The sequence below is a fragment of the Petrimonas mucosa genome, assembly GCF_900095795.1.
Classification (GTDB): domain Bacteria; phylum Bacteroidota; class Bacteroidia; order Bacteroidales; family Dysgonomonadaceae; genus Petrimonas; species Petrimonas mucosa.
In genome coordinates this window covers 2241548-2256847 of the sequence record NZ_LT608328.1, presented here as the reverse complement: position 1 = coordinate 2256847, position 15300 = coordinate 2241548, and the positions used below count along the sequence as shown (strand labels likewise).

General features: G+C 49.1%; 12 protein-coding genes, 1 tRNA gene, 1 pseudogene and 1 riboswitch. Of the genes and pseudogenes, 7 read left to right on the top strand and 7 right to left on the bottom strand.

Translation table 11 applies throughout. The features are described 5' to 3' along the window. Positions 1 to 46: 46 nt before the first annotated feature. The 5 genes and pseudogenes from ING2E5A_RS09165 to ING2E5A_RS09140 form a co-directional block, all read right to left on the bottom strand. Positions 47 to 688 carry a SagB/ThcOx family dehydrogenase gene (locus ING2E5A_RS09165; RefSeq protein WP_071137152.1) on the bottom strand — a complete coding sequence of 214 codons (642 nt, stop codon included), beginning with the start codon at positions 686 to 688 and terminating at the stop codon, positions 47 to 49. A gap of 154 nt (positions 689 to 842) precedes the next feature. Next, the gene (locus ING2E5A_RS09160; RefSeq protein WP_071137151.1) at positions 843 to 1445 is read right to left on the bottom strand and encodes a YdeI/OmpD-associated family protein; all 603 of its coding nucleotides are present in this window, start codon (positions 1443 to 1445) and stop codon (positions 843 to 845) included. Further along, on the bottom strand, positions 1442 to 1804 hold the full coding sequence (locus tag ING2E5A_RS09155) for a DUF4180 domain-containing protein (protein WP_071137150.1): 363 nt from the start codon (positions 1802 to 1804) through the stop codon (positions 1442 to 1444). The genes ING2E5A_RS09160 and ING2E5A_RS09155 overlap by 4 nt, the downstream gene beginning before the upstream one ends. Positions 1805 to 2701: 897 nt before the next feature. Next, positions 2702 to 3375 (bottom strand): annotated as a pseudogene (locus tag ING2E5A_RS09145) (class I SAM-dependent methyltransferase). Between the two features lie 360 nt (positions 3376 to 3735). Continuing rightward, positions 3736 to 3813 (bottom strand) — tRNA-Val (locus tag ING2E5A_RS09140). 273 nt (positions 3814 to 4086) lie between these two features. Here ING2E5A_RS09140 and purB point away from each other — a divergent pair. The 4 genes from purB (at position 4087) to lepA (ending at position 9931) form a co-directional block, all read left to right on the top strand. Further along, positions 4087 to 5430 (top strand): adenylosuccinate lyase, encoded by a 1344-nt coding sequence (gene purB, locus ING2E5A_RS09135; protein ID WP_071137149.1) that lies wholly within the window; start codon positions 4087 to 4089, stop codon positions 5428 to 5430. Between the two features lie 102 nt (positions 5431 to 5532). Next, positions 5533 to 6639, top strand: coding sequence for a pseudouridine synthase (locus tag ING2E5A_RS09130; protein ID WP_071137148.1), 1107 nt, complete (start codon positions 5533 to 5535; stop codon positions 6637 to 6639). Between the two features lie 92 nt (positions 6640 to 6731). Then, positions 6732 to 8129 carry an asparagine--tRNA ligase gene (asnS, locus tag ING2E5A_RS09125; RefSeq protein WP_071137147.1) on the top strand — a complete coding sequence of 466 codons (1398 nt, stop codon included), beginning with the start codon at positions 6732 to 6734 and terminating at the stop codon, positions 8127 to 8129. Between the two features lie 14 nt (positions 8130 to 8143). Then, positions 8144 to 9931 (top strand): translation elongation factor 4, encoded by a 1788-nt coding sequence (gene lepA / locus ING2E5A_RS09120; RefSeq protein WP_071137146.1) that lies wholly within the window; start codon positions 8144 to 8146, stop codon positions 9929 to 9931. Between the two features lie 55 nt (positions 9932 to 9986). Here lepA and ING2E5A_RS09115 read toward each other — a convergent pair whose 3' ends face one another. Both ING2E5A_RS09115 and ING2E5A_RS09110 read right to left on the bottom strand, forming a co-directional pair. After that, positions 9987 to 11063 (bottom strand): YncE family protein, encoded by a 1077-nt coding sequence (locus ING2E5A_RS09115; protein ID WP_071137145.1) that lies wholly within the window; start codon positions 11061 to 11063, stop codon positions 9987 to 9989. 13 nt (positions 11064 to 11076) lie between these two features. After that, positions 11077 to 13098, bottom strand: a complete 2022-nt coding sequence (locus tag ING2E5A_RS09110) for a TonB-dependent receptor plug domain-containing protein (RefSeq protein ID WP_071137144.1) — start codon at positions 13096 to 13098, stop codon at positions 11077 to 11079. Between the two features lie 108 nt (positions 13099 to 13206). After that, a riboswitch (cobalamin riboswitch) is annotated at positions 13207 to 13469 on the bottom strand. Positions 13470 to 13522: 53 nt separating this feature from the next. Here ING2E5A_RS09110 and ING2E5A_RS09105 point away from each other — a divergent pair. Genes ING2E5A_RS09105 through ING2E5A_RS09095 form a run of 3 tightly spaced genes read left to right on the top strand, consistent with a single transcriptional unit; the run spans position 13523 to position 15258 of the window. Beyond that, positions 13523 to 14395: a hypothetical protein gene (locus ING2E5A_RS09105; protein WP_071137143.1), complete on the top strand. Its 873-nt coding sequence runs from the start codon at positions 13523 to 13525 to the stop codon at positions 14393 to 14395. Between the two features lies 1 nt (position 14396). Continuing rightward, entirely contained in the window at positions 14397 to 14843 is a 447-nt protein-coding gene (locus ING2E5A_RS09100) for a S24/S26 family peptidase (protein WP_071137142.1), read from the top strand. A gap of 13 nt (positions 14844 to 14856) precedes the next feature. Continuing rightward, on the top strand, positions 14857 to 15258 hold the full coding sequence (locus tag ING2E5A_RS09095) for a DUF6146 family protein (RefSeq protein ID WP_071137141.1): 402 nt from the start codon (positions 14857 to 14859) through the stop codon (positions 15256 to 15258). The last annotated feature ends 42 nt before the right edge of the window (positions 15259 to 15300 follow it).

The following is a 15300-nucleotide window of genomic DNA, read 5'->3' as shown; positions in this document are numbered from 1 at the left end:
CGACAACAGCCTCTGATTTTTCTTGCGGCAATACCTTCACTGTCGCTCAATCTTTCTTATACGATACGGGAATGTTTAGCATGGGGTATTGTTGATCATTTAAGTGAAGCAACTCATTAATTGATTGTTTATTCATCCCTGCCCGGGGACGGCCAACCATATCAATTGAGCTACAGAAGAGCAGTATGTTTTGTGCAACGATGCCGGCATCCATTGCGGCCCATTCCAGCTTTTGGGTATTCTCCCCAATTCTGAAACGGGAGATGTCGGAAACCAGCAACAAAATCAGTGATGGGTGGGAGTCTGTTGCAACTGGACCGGAAAATAGCTTCCGGTTATCACCTTTGGCAACCAATTCAAGCGTGTGTTGTTTGGCGTTGTAGACATAGACCCCCGTTTCATTGAAAAGATAGATATCAATATCTTGTGCATTCAGTGCCGAGGGGGCAGTCCTCTTCCCCTCTTCTGGACGGTTGATGCCGTTTGCGGCCCACAACAAATCGGACAGATCCTGATGTGTGATCTTTGCAGTATCAAAATCTCTTACCGATTTTCTCTGCCAGAGAGCACTCATGACACTTTTGCCCCGATCCTTGCTGGGCGGGTTCAATGCAATCGACTCACTGTTTTGCGCAGGCAAATTGGTGGTGAATGCGAATATCAGGCAAATCAATACTCCCTTTTTCATATTCTTACACTTTAATATATCTACTTTCTTTTATGCGTTGTGTTTTGTGAAAATATCGTGGTATAGAGTATTATTACAATGCAAATATAATATGTTTTTGACCTTTTGGAAAAGCCTCAATGTTTAAATATTCCCTGGTGGAGTACGTAAAACTTCATGTTAGCCGTTTCTGCTGTTCACTCACATTTATTGTCTTCATTAATCTGGCTAGTCGGGTCTGCTCTTGCTTGGCACTCATGATCCAGCGTGCTACTGCTTTCCGGTAGGAGGGCGCCTGCTTTATGAAGAAGTCCCACGCCATTTTGTTCGCTCTGAGTTGTGCCTCATAGCTTTTGTCGAGGAAGGCTTCGTCATTTTCGTAAGAGTAGATCCCCGATTTATGCTCTTTTCTCAAACTAAACAATTTCAGTCCGGCAGGTTTCATCAGACCTGCTTTAGTGAGCTTTTCAACCTTTTTGATATTGATTTCACTCCAGATGCTATTGCTTCTGCGTGGTGTGAAACGGATACAATAGCTCTCTTCATCAATCGATTTCCTGACCCCATCTATCCAGCCAAAACAGAGCGCCTGGTCTACCGATTCAGACCAGACCATGGAGGGTTTGCCACTATTCACCTTGTAGAATCCGACAATGAGTTCCGTTGCCGTTTCATGGTTTTTTTCAAGCCATTCTCTAAAATCATTCTGTGTCTTGAAGAAAGTCACCGATTCTTTGGTTGGGCGATATGCTCCCTTTTTTAATCCAATTTCATTCATGTGGCAGAAAGAATTTTAATTGCTTCTGCAGAGGTCGATACAAAGTTAATATCTCTTCTCTTGTTACTCTCAACTATAAAATCTTTTAGGCTCCTGCTGCCATATTTGGTGAAGTCTCCAACAATAGCCAGACGAACCCGATAATTGGAAAACTTTTGGAGGATTTCTCCTGCAATTCCGCTTTTAAGGTCGAAGAAATCGGGGGTGATGTTCTTCTCGTGAAGGATAATCTTGTCAAAACCTTGATAGTAAAGGGTTCCTAATAGATTTAATCCATCTTCAATCCTGTTGATTACATTCACTTCCGAGATTACTTCGGCAATTTGGGTTTCGTTTATTTGGTGAGTTTCATTTTTCATCTGCAAAGAAAAAGAATAATTATGTAAGTCGTTCAAATCGACCCTTTCTTTTAATCGAAGCCACCGAATCAGCTCTTTACTGTTTACCTCTGTTACACGGTTGTAGAAGACAGAAGCATCCTTAAATTTCGGTCCCTAAACATTCAAGGCTTCTTCGTTAAAGTCTGCTCTACTCCAGAACATCAGTCTGATACCCTTCTTTTGCTTGCTGTATCCAACTATCGGGTTATCGTTTATAAACCAAACAGGGTGTGAGTGCAATTTTTGAGCACTTTTTAAGTTTCTGCTCTGAATCTGAGACCTTCGGCTTCAAGTGTCTTCTTCAATATTGGCAACGTGCTTTTCCCCATACCGTGCAAAGCCACAATTTCCTTTTCACTAAGATTAGAAAGTTTTTCCAGCGTAGTAATTCCCTCCCGTTCTAATGCCCGTCTTGCCGGAGCTGCCATTAACGAAAGAAAACCCTCTTTATCTTTTGTTCTTTTTCAGTCATATCGTCAGAAAATGTGCCGCTTTGTGTTGAGGTGGTATCTATTTTGTTGACCGCCTCTTTCGTTTACCTTGTCTATAAAGTCGTGATATTTTCCATCAACGTTACCTTTTCATTTGATCTATCAACCAAAATTTTCTTATTTCGTTTGAGTTGTACTCGATGTAAAGTCCACCCCGGTCACCAGCGTCTGGTCTGTCCGATAACTGCATCGGTTTCCTTCAGCAAGTCTGTTGAGATATACCTGTATTCACATGTAACTGTTGGCAAAAGTAACGAAAAATATCTAAAAATGTGAAAGAGGCCAGATATTGCTTTTCTCGAGAAGGTAATCGTGCTTGTCCATCTGTTTGTCCAGGTCAAGGATCACTTTGTTTACATTAGTTTTATCAATGGTTAATTGCACCTCACACCTTCTTCCCTATGTAAAACATGTAGCCGTAATATGCCTTATACTTTGTCATAGAGCTCGGCTTCATGTTGCATGGTGGCAACAAACTCCTTGACGGCGTTGTTCCCTTGATGTTGTTTCAGGAAAGATGCGCGTCGCGACGCTTGCCATCCATAGTAGTCGTCCCAGGTGGTTTTGGGCAACATGTAAGTGGCAACCGGAAGGTAGCCTGCTTTTTGCATCTGGGCAACCTCGTTGGGTATTGTATCGATCTCGGGATAGATACTATGCCGGAAATCATGAATTTCTGCAGGTTGCTTCTGTTGTAGATGGCACCTTCACTCCAGATGAGGTCCAGCTCTTCCTCCTCGAAGGGAAGATCGTGCATGTCGCCTACGATCCCTTTTACCCTGTGCTGGAGATTCCGCGCTTTGGCATTCCGGTTGAACTGGTCGATAAGCTGTCCACACCGGTGATTTCACAAGATGTGCACTCTCCAAGAACCATGGTCTGCCCCCCGGTTCCACAACCGATGTCGGCAATTTTCGTCATTTCGGATAACCCTTCTATGAAGCCCAATGCCTTTCGTCTCTCTTCGTTGCTTCCAGGTCCCTGTCTGACTGAGCCAGAGAAGAAATCATAAATAATTTGGAGGTCGAATTGGTATATTGTTTCTATCTCGTTGTTTATTTTTTTTCTTGTTGTGCATACAGATTCAGCAACTCAATGCGTAAACATTGTATGCATATGAATCATAATAGAAAGCGAATCATTCCCGGATAGAACTGCCCGGGAGAAAAGGAGGGGGCAACCGGCACAATAGATAGAGGTTGTTTACAGAACAATATCCATAATAAAGATAGACATCCAGTTGTTTTACAACAACAAAGGTGTTGAAAAAATTGTTATATCTTATATCTTTTTGATTAAGGGCAAATATTTTCCAGGCAACGGAACTATTTTCTTCCGTAACAGAGAGGTGTTTGGTAGATGATAACCAGGAATAAAAAAAAGCACTCACCGAAGAATCGACAAGTGCTTGATTTTTAGTGGTGGGCGTTGACGGATTCGAACCGCCGACCCTCTGCTTGTAAGGCAGATGCTCTGAACCAGCTGAGCTAAACGCCCGATTACTTTTTTGCTTTTCTCCGCTCTTGGAGGTTGCTTTCTGAAAAAGTGATGCAAAGATAAAGCGTTTTTCGTTTGCAGCAAAATAATTCGTAAATAATTTTACAAAAATTTTTACGGCACTGTAATTATCACTACTTTTGTATTCGCGATACGAAGATATAATGTATAATAATTGTTTCGGCACGTACTGAAAATCAAAGCATGATGAATGAAGCCTGGTAGAAAGTGATTTTCGCCAGCTCCGAAATCAGTAAAACCATTGTGTTAATAATGAAACTCGACGAACTTTTCGCCATCTCTCCCATTGACGGACGATACTGGGACAAAACATGCGAACTGACTCAATATTTCTCGGAATATGCCCTGATTAAATACCGCACGAAAGTGGAGGTGGAGTACTTTATTGCTCTCTGTGAACTGGGTATCTCTCCGCTCGACAAGGTGGATTCTTCCGTTTTTGATCTGCTCAGGAAGGTGGCGGATGATTTTTCGGAACAGGATGCCTTGCGGATTAAAGTGATAGAGAAGATTACCAATCACGACGTCAAGGCGGTGGAGTATTTTCTGAAGGAGAAGTTCGACGAGCTCGATCTCGAAGCTTTCAAGGAGTTTATCCACTTCGGGCTCACATCGCAGGATATCAACAATACGGCCACGCCGATGATGTGGAAAGCAGCATTGGAGAAGAGCTACGTACCGCAACTTGAAGAGCTGGCAAGCCTGCTGGCCGGTTTTGCCGAAGAGTGGAAGGAGATTCCCATGCTGGCGAGGACGCATGGTCAACCGGCATCTCCCACCCGGTTAGGAAAGGAGATACGGGTTTTCGAGTACCGTCTCAGGAACCAGATTGAAGTGCTGAAGCATATTCCGGCAAAAGCCAAGTTTGGCGGGGCAACTGGAAATTTCAACGCCCACCGCGTGGCCTATCCCGGTATTGACTGGAAAGGCTTTGCGGAGAGTTTCTTATCGGACAAGCTAGGGTTGGTCCGTGAGGAGTATACCACCCAGATATCGAACTATGACGCACTGGCAGCCTCCTTCGATGCCCTGAAACGGATCAACACCATTCTTGTTGATTTGACGCGTGACATGTGGCAATACATATCGATGGAGTATTTCAAGCAGCGCATCAAGGAGGGAGAGGTAGGCTCGTCGGCCATGCCGCACAAGGTGAATCCCATCGATTTTGAAAATGCCGAGGGAAACCTTGGGATTGCCAATGCTCTACTCGAACACCTGGCAGCCAAACTGCCAATCTCGAGGCTGCAGCGCGACCTGACCGACTCTACCGTGATCCGCAATATCGGGATGCCGTTGGCACACGGTTTGATTGCAATTAAAAGCACTACAAAAGGGTTGACTAAACTGCTGTTGAATGAGGAGGCGATTGAACGTGATCTGGAGAATAATTGGGCTGTAGTGGCTGAAGGGATTCAGACCATTCTACGCAGGGAGGGTTATCCAAAACCGTATGAAGCCCTGAAAGCGCTGACGCGTACAAACCGGCACATAACCCAGGAGAGCATCTCCAGTTTTATCGACTCGTTGGATGTAAACGAATCGATAAAAGAGGAACTAAAGGCGATTTCGCCCAAGAATTATACAGGAATTTGATCGGCAGAATTACTTTTTCTGCAGAAACATGAAACGAACAGTTTTAGGTATTATTAAAAAGGAAACCGTGAGGTTATTGAAATTTAAAAATTAAAAAAAGAAATGGCAACGAACAACAACGATTCGCGACCCAGCCGGAATTATGGCGACGCGAACAATGAGAGACACTCTTCTGCACACAGAAATTATAATGTTGAAAGAAGACCACAGCGCGAAGATGGGAACTATCGTCCATCGTACGAAGAGAACTACAACAGAAATTACGAGAATGCTTCCACACCTCAGGAAGGTGGCAGAAAACGTCGTCCGAGGGTAGGGGAGAGAATCTCTTCAGGCGCTTATGGTGCAGGAGGAGAGCGGAGTTATAATAACCAGGGCAATGCTGCTCGCAGGCACCGGAATGCACAGCCGGTAAATCAGGCCCCGAAGAAGGTGGTTAAAAAGAAGAAAATCTTCAAGCAGATCAAGTATAAGGAGAATGCCGATCCGTCAGCTCCGATCCGTCTCAACAAGTATCTTGCCAATGCAGGTGTCTGCTCTCGCCGTGAGGCCGATGAGTTTATCCAGGCAGGTGTGGTGAAGGTGAACGGTCAGGTGGTTACCGAGCTGGGTACCAAGATTACCCGTGCCGATGAGGTGGTATTCCACGACCGTCCGGTAACGCTGGAGAGCAAGGTGTATGTTTTGCTCAATAAACCGAAGGGATTTGTTACCACAACCGATGATCCTGAAAACCGGAAGACGGTTATGGATCTGGTGAAGGCAGCCTGCAAGGAGCGGATCTATCCGGTGGGACGTCTCGACAGGGCAACTACCGGTGTGTTGTTGCTGACAAATGATGGTGACCTGGCATCGAAGCTGACTCATCCCAAATATGAGAAGCGCAAGATCTATCAGGTTTGGTTGGATAAACCTGTGGCGATGGAGCACATGCAGGCCATTGCCGATGGTATTGAACTGGAAGATGGTGAGATCCACGCCGATGCCATCAGCTACGTTACCGAGGAGGACCTGAGCCAGGTGGGTATAGAGATCCATTCCGGCAAGAACCGCGTTGTGCGGCGAATCTTCGAGAAGTTGGGTTATCGGGTGATGAAGCTCGACAGAGTCTATTTTGCAGGATTGACGAAAAAGAACCTCTCGCGCGGAAAATGGCGCTATCTGACAGAAAAAGAGGTCAATATGCTGAGAATGGGGGCGTTTGATTAATTACTCCCCTGAGAGTCAAGACAAATACGGGAATAACCATTTAAATTAAAATTCCCCTGATCATCCGTTGTGTGAAGGGGGGTAGGAGTAATATGAAACAACTGAAGAGAACAACAATTGCCGACGCATTGAAATCGGTAGAGACCGGAAAGGAGATCAATGTAAAAGGATGGGTGCGTACCAGACGCGGAAACAAGAACGTCAGCTTTGTGGCGTTAAATGATGGGACCACCATTAATAACATACAGATAGTTATTGATATAGCTCTGTTTGGCGAAGAGTTCCTTAAGCCGATTACCACCGGGTCCTGCATCAATGTGAACGGTATACTGGTGGAGTCGCAAGGACAGGGTCAGTCGGTGGAGATTCAAGCGAAGGAGATTCAGATTTACGGTACTGCCGATCCGGCAACCTATCCGCTGCAGAAAAAGGGACACTCGCTGGAGTTCCTCCGTGAGATCGCCTACCTGCGTCCGAGAACAAATACGTTCGGAGCCATTTTCCGCATACGCCACCATATGGCATACGCCATTCACAAGTATTTCAACGACAGGGGATTCTACTATTTCCATACCCCTATCATCACCGCTTCCGACGCTGAAGGTGCCGGATCGATGTTTGAGGTGACTACGCTCGACATGAACAGTGTGCCCAAGACAGAGGAGGGAAAGATCGATTTTTCGCAAGACTTTTTCGGCCGGCAGACCAACCTTACGGTATCGGGTCAGCTCGAGGGTGAGCTCGGTGCCATGGCATTGGGTGCCATCTACACGTTCGGTCCCACTTTCCGTGCAGAGAATTCCAATACACCCCGCCACCTAGCAGAGTTCTGGATGATTGAACCGGAAGTGGCCTTCAACGACAATACCGACAACATGAACCTGGCGGAGGATTTCCTGAAATACCTCATCCGGTACGCTCTCGACAACTGCATGGAAGATATTGAGTTCCTGTCGAAAATGTATGACAACGAACTGATCGATCGCCTCAACTTCGTGGTGAACAACAATTTTGTGCGGCTTACCTATACCGAAGGGGTGAAGATCCTCGAGGAGTCGGGACAGAAGTTCGAGTTCCCCGTCTACTGGGGTGCAGATCTGCAGTCGGAACACGAACGCTACCTGGTAGAGAAGCATTTCAAGTGTCCGGTGATTCTTACCGATTATCCCAAGGAGATCAAGTCGTTCTATATGAAACAGAACGATGACGGGAAGACTGTGCGGGCGATGGATGTCCTCTTCCCGAAGATCGGCGAGATCATCGGCGGATCCGAAAGGGAGGAGAATTACGATAAGCTGCTGAAACGCGTAAATGAGATTGGCATGCATATCGATCCGATCTGGTGGTACCTGGAAATCCGCAAGTTCGGTACGGCACCACACGCCGGATTCGGTCTCGGCTTTGAACGGTTGATGCTTTTCGTTACCGGCATGACAAATATCCGCGACGTGATCCCGTTCCCGAGAACACCCAATAATGCAGATTTTTAAGAACTGGTTTGTTAATGAAGAATATACGTAACTTTTGCATCATTGCTCATATCGATCACGGGAAGAGTACCCTGGCCGACCGTCTGCTCGAGTTTACCAAGACCATCGACAGCAAGGAGCTGCAGGCGCAGGTTCTCGACAGCATGGACCTGGAACGCGAACGCGGTATTACAATCAAGAGTACCGCCGTTCAGATGAACTACGAGTATGGTGGTGAAAAATATATATTAAACCTGATCGACACTCCGGGACACGTAGATTTTTCATACGAGGTATCCCGATCCATCGCAGCCTGTGAAGGTGCACTGCTGATTGTGGACGCTGCACAGGGAATCCAGGCCCAGACCATATCCAACGTCTATATGGCCATTGAACATGATCTGGAGATCATACCGATCATCAACAAGATCGACCTGGACAGTGCGAGACCCGATGAGGTGGAGGATCAGATCGTGGAACTGCTCGGTTGTCCGCGCTCCGATATTCTCCGTGCAAGCGGGAAGACGGGGATCGGGATCGAGGAGATCCTGGCCGCAGTAATCGAACGCGTTCCTGCGCCGACAGGTGATCCCGAGGCGCCGCTTCAGGCATTGATCTTCGATTCGGTATTCAATCCCTTCAGGGGAATCATCGCCTACTTCAAGATTGTGAACGGCAGCATCGCCAAGGGCGATCTGGTGAAGTTCGTAAATACCGGCAAGGAGTACGATGCCGACGAGGTGGGAATTCTCCGCCTTGGAATGGAGGCCCGCCAACGGGTAGAGTGTGGCGATGTGGGATATATCATCTCGGGAATCAAGACGTCGAAGGAGGTAAAGGTGGGTGACACCATCACACACGTGAAGAACCCTTGCGATAAGGCCATCGAGGGTTTTGAGGAGGTGAAGCCGATGGTTTTTGCCGGTGTCTATCCCATCGAAAGCGAGGAGTTTGAAAATCTGCGGGCGTCGCTCGAGAAACTCCAGCTGAATGATGCTTCGCTCACCTTCCAGCCCGAGTCGTCAGTCGCGCTGGGATTCGGATTCCGTTGCGGCTTCCTTGGACTGCTGCACATGGAGATCATTCAGGAGCGGCTGGAGAGGGAGTTCAATATGGATGTGATCACTACGGTTCCCAACGTCTCCTATAAGGTGTACGACAAGAAGGGGGCGGTGAAGGAGGTGCACAATCCTGCCGGATTGCCCGACCCGACACTTATCGACCATATTGAGGAGCCCTATATCCGCTCTTCGATCATTACAAGCACTACCTACATCGGTCCGATCATGACCCTCTGTCTTGGCAAGCGGGGTATCCTTATCAAGCAGGAGTATATCTCGGGAGACCGGGTCGAGATTATCTTCGACCTGCCATTGGGAGAGATCGTGATCGATTTCTACGACAAGCTGAAGAGCATCTCCAAGGGGTATGCCTCGTTCGACTACCACATTCATGACTTCCGGCCATCGAAGCTGGTGAAGCTCGATATCCTGCTCAACGGCGAGCCGGTAGATGCGCTCTCCACGCTGACGCATGCCGACAACGCACAGTCGTTTGGACGGCGCATGTGCGAGAAGTTGAAGGAGCTGATTCCCCGTCAACAGTTCGATATTGCCATCCAGGCAGCCATCGGAGCCAAGATCATTGCCCGTGAGACGGTAAAGGCGGTGCGCAAGGATGTGACAGCCAAGTGCTATGGTGGAGATATCTCGCGTAAGCGAAAGCTGTTGGAGAAGCAGAAGGAGGGAAAGAAACGGATGAAACAGGTGGGTAACGTGGAGGTGCCTCAAAAGGCGTTCCTCGCAGTGCTGAAACTGGATTAGGTTACACGCTTGATATGGATGAAAAGGGGCTGTTCCAAAAGGACAGCCCCTTTTTTCATTGCTGTATCACCACAACCGAAGGGTTGATGCCGGTCGTAGTGAGCCGCTTTTTCAGTTTCCCATCCTTGTCGAACCAATAGAGATCGCCCGGATGTACGTAGTCGGTAGAACCGATAAAGAGGTCGCCTGTAACGGGATCGACCGAGACATTGTAGATGTTGGGGATTTCGGTGCCGTCGCTGATGAAGTGGTCCGTTACCAGTCGCTCCTCCAGGCAGTCGTAAACGGCCAGCTTGTATGGTTCGCCATATGCGCCGGTAATGATGTAGGCCCTGTTGTTGCTGATCACGAATCTTTGTGGCCATGCAATATCGGCGATGGTCTCGGCAATGGTGCTGCCGTTGCGTATCACCTTGAAGGCTGCCGGTTCGTCTACATAGTTGCCCGTGACGGTGAGGTAGATATCCCCCTGGCTGTCGGCGGCGACCGATCCCGGGTTGGTGCCTACCGCGATCTTCTGCTCCTCGGTAAAACTGGCAAGGCTGATTACCGAGAGGGTGTTGTCGTAACCGTTCTCCCAGTTCAGACCTCCCGAATTGGCCACGTAGATCCGGTTGTTGGTCACGGCGATCCCCTCCGGGTCGAGTCCCACCGTCACCGATCCGTCGACCGCCAAGCTGGTCGTGTCGATCCGGGTGACCGTATCGTCGAATGAGGTGACATAGACTTTTCCTCCATGGGCGGCCAGACGTCTCGGTTCCTTGCTGGCCCCGCCGGTGGTTACCATGGCAACCTGACGGAGCGACTTGCCGGTGGCAGCTTCAATCACCTCGACGGTTCCCGACTTGTTGACAGCAAGATAGATCTTCGACCCGTACAACAACATGTCGTTGGCCACATCGCCCAGTCCCCGTTTATTTACACTGGCGAAATAGGTGGAGTTGAGACTCTCCTTCTCGATGTCGTATCGTGCCAGGGTGGCATTGTTCATTCCGATGCTCCCCTCGTTCAGGATCAGGAGTGCCTTGCCTTTGCCGGTAATTTCCTCACCGGGAGTGTCGTTGACGGTACAGCTCCATTGTACCACTGCTGCCAGGAGCAGCAGGTAGAGATAAATTTTTGTTCGATTCATTTTATTTGATGTTTTAAAAGTGAATAGTCAGTGTTATTCTGTAGGATCGGCCAGGCATCGGGTAGTTGCGTACGATCTCGTAATTCCTGTCGCCCAGGTTGAGAGCTTCTCCCCGCAGCGTGAAGATGCCGTACCGGGTGTGAAAGGGATAGGTGGCCGAGATGGTATGGTCGGTATACCCCCCCATCAGGTAGGCCGCATCGTTATAGCCGTTGCTGTAGCGAATGCCAGACCATACAAGGGCGTAGGCAACCTGCAGGCTCTTCACCTCTAAGGTCAGTCGACTCGATCCCGAATGGCGTGGGGTGTAAGGCAGCTGATGCCCATAGTTCACCTGCTGCCGGTCGGTACGGTCGGTCGCCAGTTGCCAGGTATAACTGATTCCGGAATGCAGTGTCATCTTCTCCCTCAATGGTGTTGTTCCCTCAAAATAGAGGTCGGCCCCGTTGACGGTCACCTTTCCCACGTTGATCATGGCCCACTGGTGCAGGTTGCCGGTAGGGTAGGCCACAATCTTGTTTCTTTCCCGGTTGTTGAAAAGGTCGGCAGTAAAGAGGTAATGTTTCAGCCACTTTCCTGCATCACCCCCTATCGTGATTCCAATATTGTATTGCTCTGCATCTTCGGGCAACAGGTTGCGGACTCCCACCTGCGGGTAGTAGAGATCGTTGAAGGTGGGTAGCCTGAAACTTTTCTTGTAGAAGGCTCTCAGGCGCAGATCCGTTTCATGAAAGGGCCTGACCGACGCACTGAGGTAGGGCGAAAGACGTCTGCGGTTAACGCCCGCTTCACCGTTCCGTGCCGATTCGAAGGTCTTGGTATGCAGCAGGCTGGCAGATGCCTGAAATTTTTCGCTTACCCACCGCGTGGCCACTACGGTTTGGGAGGTGAGCCGGGTGGGGGTGACAAACCCCTGGCGGTTGGCATGCATGGTGGACGATGTCAGATCGCTCGATGCGGCGAAGGAGAGATTGCTGAAGGCTCGGTAGAGTGCAGAGATGGATCCGTAGCGCTCATATTGCCTGAAGATATCGTCAACCTTTCCCGACGATCCGAGGTAGGAGGGGTCGAAGTAGTGCAGATAACCTTGCTGATATTTGCCGTCGCCTCTCAGCTCCCACTGGCGGGAGAAGAGGTGTTCGAAACGCCCCTGCAGGAAAAACTGTCGCTCCCACAACCGTTGCCCCGCATTGTGGAGGGTGTTGTAGTAGATGGTGGCACCGGGGAGTCCCCGTTCGGAGTCGTAGCAGTAGAGGTGGAGATTGCCCCTGCTCCTTTCGGAGATTTGCGCATGGAGCGACGACTCCAGCCGGAGGTTCTCCACATCCCCGTTGATGCGCCGTTCACGGGAGGTGCTGTCGCCGGCCGTTGTGCCGTAACGCAGGAGGTAGGGATAGTTGCCCGCCGATCTCATCCACTCTCCGCTCAGGGTGGCCGTAACCCGTTGGGTGATGCGGCTGTTGACCAGCAGGGAGGGATTGATAAGGCCGAAGGAGCCACCCCGCAATGTGGCTTTTCCGTTAACCTTTTCATCCCCGTCGAAACGGGGTCTGGCTGAGGTGATCTCCAGCGCCGAGGCGGCTGCAAAGGAGCGTGCCGGACGGAAGATCCGGTCGTCCTCCCCATTGTGAAGTGTCAACTGTTCTACATTGTCGAGCGAGAAACGGCCGATATCGATCTGCCCCGTCTGTTGGTCGGTCAACGTGACTCCGTTGTAGCTCACCGCAGTGTGATGTGCTCCCAGGCTACGCACCGAGATGGTCTTCAACCCTCCGATACCGCCGTAGTCGCGGATCAGTACGCCAGGCAGATGTTTTACAGCATCGGAGAGCTGAATGGAGTTGAGCCGTCTGATCTGTTCCCCGTCAAGGATGTGATGGGGAGCCGTAGAGCGGAGTTGCCTGTCGCCTGACTGCCCGGTGATCACCACCTCGGGCAGCTGCTGCAAGCTGTCGAGCCTGGTCTGTGACGCCAGCGGAACAGCTACACTGCAGCATGCAACAGCAATTACTGCATTTCTCTTTAAATGATTCATCTTATACCAAATTTTTATTCCGGTAAAGCATGTTGAAAATGAAGCGCGCAAACAAAAAGAGATTCTCTTCGTGAGTCGTTTTCAAGCTTTATTCCCCGAAAGCCATTAACAAAATGTGGAACATTGGCAGGTCTTCTGACTTACTTCCGTGGTCTGAACGCCTTCCCAAAACCGTTTTTGATGCTTCTGGGGGAAGCGGGTGCCATCCCTTGCGGGATTGCCGGCTTTAGTGGCAAAAGGTGGATTCTGTTCAGCACGTCAAACGAAGCTTACAGCAGCGGGTCTGTTCAGGATTTTCACCTGATTCCCTTTTCATTACGGGTTCCGAAGCCATGGTTGGAACACGTAACACCAATATTTCGTTGACAAAGATAGGTAAAAAAAGAGGAAAAGAGATAAAAAAATATATCTTTGTGTAGAAGTTATGAATGAGAAACTGACATATTGTGTTGCCGGTCACATTTTTTGCATTGAGACTCCCGACAGGCGACTCACTTCAGCTATCCTCTCCAATTATGCTCCGTTTCTGGTGGAGGAGGTGGATGACAAAAGAGTCCTGTTCCGGCTGAAAGGCAGAGAAGAGGTAGATATTCCCGAAATAACGCCCAGCGATACGATAGCGTGGAATGGGGTGGATTACAAGATGTATCATACACCCGAAGGGATGCTGATCTCCATGAAGAAGGGCGATAGGGAACACCGTTTATTTGCTCGGAACGACAGGAAGGAGATGGTGTGCGACCTGTCGTTGACCGATGAAGGCGAGGCGGTTTTTCTTAACAATCTCCTGAGGATGGCTTATGGAGTGACCTCGATCCGGGTGGACCAGACCATCAAGATCCATGGCTCTGTTACGGAGTTGAACGGGAAGGCGATGATCTTCCTGGGCAAGAGCGGAACGGGAAAAAGCACACATAGCCGGCTGTGGCGCGAATTTGTGCCGGGATGTACCCTGTTGAATGATGATGAACCCCTGGTAAAGGTTTTTGAGCATGAACCGGTAAGGGTGTATGGTGCCCCCTGGAGTGGAAGCACGGCCTGTTACAGGAATATTTCGGCCGAGGTGGTTGCTTTTGTCCACCTCTATCAGAGTTCCGAGAACCGGTTGACCAAAGTGAGGAGTATCGAGGCATTCTCCTCGTTGCTGGCTTCGTCGTCGGTGCTCCGCTCCGATCCGGAAAATAGGAAGCGGGTACAGGATGTAGTTGCGGCTATTCTGCAACGTGTTCCGGTTTACAGGCTCGATTGCCGGCCTGATTATGAGGCGGTATCGTTAACCCGGTCGTTGCTGTCATGAGATGGAATCACTGATTGTTCCAAACGAGCTTTTTTTTGAACATCTCCTGCAGGAGATCGAAGCTCACCGCAAGGTGATGATTCCGACAAAGGGCAACAGCATGTTGCCGCTGATCCGTCCACAGTCTGACCGGATCGAGTTGTCGGCTTTGAACGAAGGGTCGGTAAAAAAGGGAAATATTGTTCTGGCCAGGACAAGGACCGGCCTCTATGTCGTTCACCGGATTGAGAAGGTAGAAGAGGGGGTAATCACGCTCCGTGGTGACGGGAATCTGAAAGTTCGGGAAGAGTGCGACAGGGAGCATGTTGTTGCTGAGGTGACGGCTGTTTACAGGAAGGGAAGAAGAGTAGGAAAGGGAAGTCTTGAATGGAGGCTGGCAGAAAAATGGTGGTTTTCGAGTCCGTTGATGCGGAGGATTTTTCTGGGAATATATCGGAGGATCATTTAAAGGTGATAAGGTTATGAAAAGAGCATTGTTGTTACCTGCGATCGTTTTACTCATTGTCGCTTGCTCGGGACCGAAAGGGGTGGTGAAGATTGAGCCGCAGCAGAAGGATACCGTGGAGTATGAACTGATAGTGTTCGATCCTGGATTCGACTCATGGTATGCACTTCAGAATTCCCCGGCCAGGTTCCGCTCACAGCAATATTATGAAGGCTGGAACCAGCAATATGTAGCGCAATGGAACTACCTGGCTGTCCAGTCGCAGAAAAGAAGATTCTTTCAATCCATTATCGGGTATGAACCGGGTGTGGATTATGGTTTTGAACTGAACCATAAGTTGTTCTACTATTTCCAATATGTGGAGAAGGTGTTAAGGATACCCATATTGCCCAACCCTCCATCAGGGGTGGTTTTTTGATGAGATTGGGCCGATTGGTGACTTCTATGAAACAATAACTGG

Excerpts from the sequence above, each read along its gene's own strand:
- ING2E5A_RS09110 (WP_071137144.1), bottom strand. The coding sequence starts at position 13,098 with ATGAATCATTTAAAGAGAAATGCAGTAATTGCTGTTGCATGCTGCAGT.
- asnS (WP_071137147.1), top strand. The coding sequence starts at position 6,732 with ATGAAACAACTGAAGAGAACAACAATTGCCGACGCATTGAAATCGGTA.
- lepA (WP_071137146.1), top strand. The coding sequence starts at position 8,144 with ATGAAGAATATACGTAACTTTTGCATCATTGCTCATATCGATCACGGG.
- ING2E5A_RS09130 (WP_071137148.1), top strand. The coding sequence starts at position 5,533 with ATGGCAACGAACAACAACGATTCGCGACCCAGCCGGAATTATGGCGAC.
- ING2E5A_RS09095 (WP_071137141.1), top strand. The coding sequence starts at position 14,857 with ATGAAAAGAGCATTGTTGTTACCTGCGATCGTTTTACTCATTGTCGCT.
- ING2E5A_RS09155 (WP_071137150.1), bottom strand. The coding sequence starts at position 1,804 with ATGAAAAATGAAACTCACCAAATAAACGAAACCCAAATTGCCGAAGTA.
- purB (WP_071137149.1), top strand. The coding sequence starts at position 4,087 with ATGAAACTCGACGAACTTTTCGCCATCTCTCCCATTGACGGACGATAC.
- ING2E5A_RS09115 (WP_071137145.1), bottom strand. The coding sequence starts at position 11,063 with ATGAATCGAACAAAAATTTATCTCTACCTGCTGCTCCTGGCAGCAGTG.
- ING2E5A_RS09100 (WP_071137142.1), top strand. The coding sequence starts at position 14,397 with ATGGAATCACTGATTGTTCCAAACGAGCTTTTTTTTGAACATCTCCTG.
- ING2E5A_RS09160 (WP_071137151.1), bottom strand. The coding sequence starts at position 1,445 with ATGAATGAAATTGGATTAAAAAAGGGAGCATATCGCCCAACCAAAGAA.
- ING2E5A_RS09165 (WP_071137152.1), bottom strand. The coding sequence starts at position 688 with ATGAAAAAGGGAGTATTGATTTGCCTGATATTCGCATTCACCACCAAT.
- ING2E5A_RS09105 (WP_071137143.1), top strand. The coding sequence starts at position 13,523 with ATGAATGAGAAACTGACATATTGTGTTGCCGGTCACATTTTTTGCATT.